Genomic DNA, 1,589 nt, shown 5'->3' with positions numbered 1-1,589 from the left:
ATTCTTTGGAGAGATTCCTTCCTGTCCTGGTGTATGGGCAAATGAAAAAACTCTGGAGGAATGTCGCGATGTACTAAAGGAAGTCCTGGAAGAGTGGATAGTCTTAAAACTTCGCAACGGAGACCAGCTTCCCTCAATTGGGGGGATTAACCTTAATATAGTAGTATAGGAGGCCTGAAACCCACAAGCAGCGTTTAATGTGATTTCGCCGTCTCTTTTTATACAAGATAAGGGATACAAGATATAAAAACCAAGGAAAGATTGAGCCACCAGGTTAATGACAAGACACAGATTATAAGAAATTTTATAGTCTCCTGAAATCTTGAGACGTAAGAAGGAGGTGAGAAGATGGAAATGGTATTGAATAAAATAGAAGAGGTACTGGTTGAGTCAGGAAGATATTCCAGCAGAAAAGAGCTTATAGAAGACGCTTTGCGAGCTCTTATCAGGGAAAAACCAGAATTAAGAGTGGATGTAGCAGCGGAGCTATATAAAAAAGGAGAGGTATCTCTTGCCCGGGCCTCTGAAATTGGTGGATTAAATATAGAGGATTTTAAGGAGCTTCTCAAAAGCAGAGGCATTAAAATCCCTGTCCCCGATATAACGGCAGACGAGCTTGACCAGGAGACCAAGAAAATTTTAGAAGGATGATTATTTTCGATACCGATATCCTGAGTATGTTTGCAAAAGTAGATGAGATTGGAACATTGAGCCATCTTTTTGATGAGAAAATAGCGGTAACACCGAAGATAAGAGACGAAATCTCCGCACCTCTTGAGTACGGCTACTCCTTCCCCTTAAAAGTCCTATCCAGAGTAAAGACAGTACCATTAAGTAAAGAAGCACTGGAGGAATACGAAAGATTTCAACACAACTTTACCCTGGGTAAAGGAGAGCTCGAAGCCATCGCCTATTGTAAAAAAGAAGGGGCTGTATTTGCCACCAATGACATAAAGGCGAGAGAATTTGCAAAGAGAGAGGGTGTTTTTGTTATCTCGCTCCAGGCGATTTTAAAAACTCTCTGGAAGAAAAATATTAAAAGCAAGGAAGAAGTAAGAGAGATGCTTGCAAAGATAAAGGAAGCCGACAACCTTGCAGTAAGCCGAGAAGCGGAAAGAGATATATTTGAGGAGATAGAATGAGCACAAGAAAATCACGGTACATCGATAGGGGGAAGCTTATCCCCCCTATAACCCCCCGAAAAAGCAAGGACTTAAATAAAAAAGCACTGGGAGAGAAACAGGTAGCCTGCGGCGCAGAACTATAAAGGGGCGCTGCCCCCTTATAAACCCCGAAAAGACAAAAGAACAAAAACACAAAAAGACAAAGGAAAAAGATCAAAAATAACCCGGAGGAAAAGCCTCCGCGTCGTCACCCCTGAATGGTTCTATCAATCTCGTTGTCCGTCATTCCTGAATGCCTCTATCATCACCTTATCTGTCATTCCTGAGTGTCTTTATCAGGAATCCAAATAATGGAAGGAGACATCCCTATGATTACCAATAGAAGGACAAAAGGAAAAAGCAAAGACTTGGATGCCTGATTAGGGATTTCAGGCATGACGGCGGGGGAGGTCGTCACCCCTGAAT

General features: G+C 42.2%; 3 protein-coding genes. All 3 read left to right on the top strand.

What is annotated here, in order from left to right; all coding sequences use genetic code 11:
- The first annotated feature begins 13 nt into the window (after positions 1 to 13).
- Entirely contained in the window at positions 14 to 169 is a 156-nt protein-coding gene (locus tag GXZ17_RS03270; protein ID WP_409375860.1) for a type II toxin-antitoxin system HicB family antitoxin, read from the top strand.
- A gap of 179 nt (positions 170 to 348) precedes the next feature.
- On the top strand, positions 349 to 651 hold the full coding sequence (locus tag GXZ17_RS03265) for a UPF0175 family protein (protein ID WP_409375859.1): 303 nt from the start codon (positions 349 to 351) through the stop codon (positions 649 to 651).
- Positions 648 to 1,142 (top strand): hypothetical protein, encoded by a 495-nt coding sequence (locus tag GXZ17_RS03260; RefSeq protein WP_409375858.1) that lies wholly within the window; start codon positions 648 to 650, stop codon positions 1,140 to 1,142. The genes GXZ17_RS03265 and GXZ17_RS03260 overlap by 4 nt, the downstream gene beginning before the upstream one ends.
- The last annotated feature ends 447 nt before the right edge of the window (positions 1,143 to 1,589 follow it).

This window comes from Candidatus Sordicultor fermentans, from assembly GCF_012728195.1.
In the GTDB taxonomy this organism is placed as follows: domain Bacteria; phylum Atribacterota; class Atribacteria; order Atribacterales; family Caldatribacteriaceae; genus Sordicultor; species Sordicultor fermentans.
Note: the sequence above shows the minus strand (reverse complement) of the source record. Positions and strands in the feature narration are given on the sequence as shown.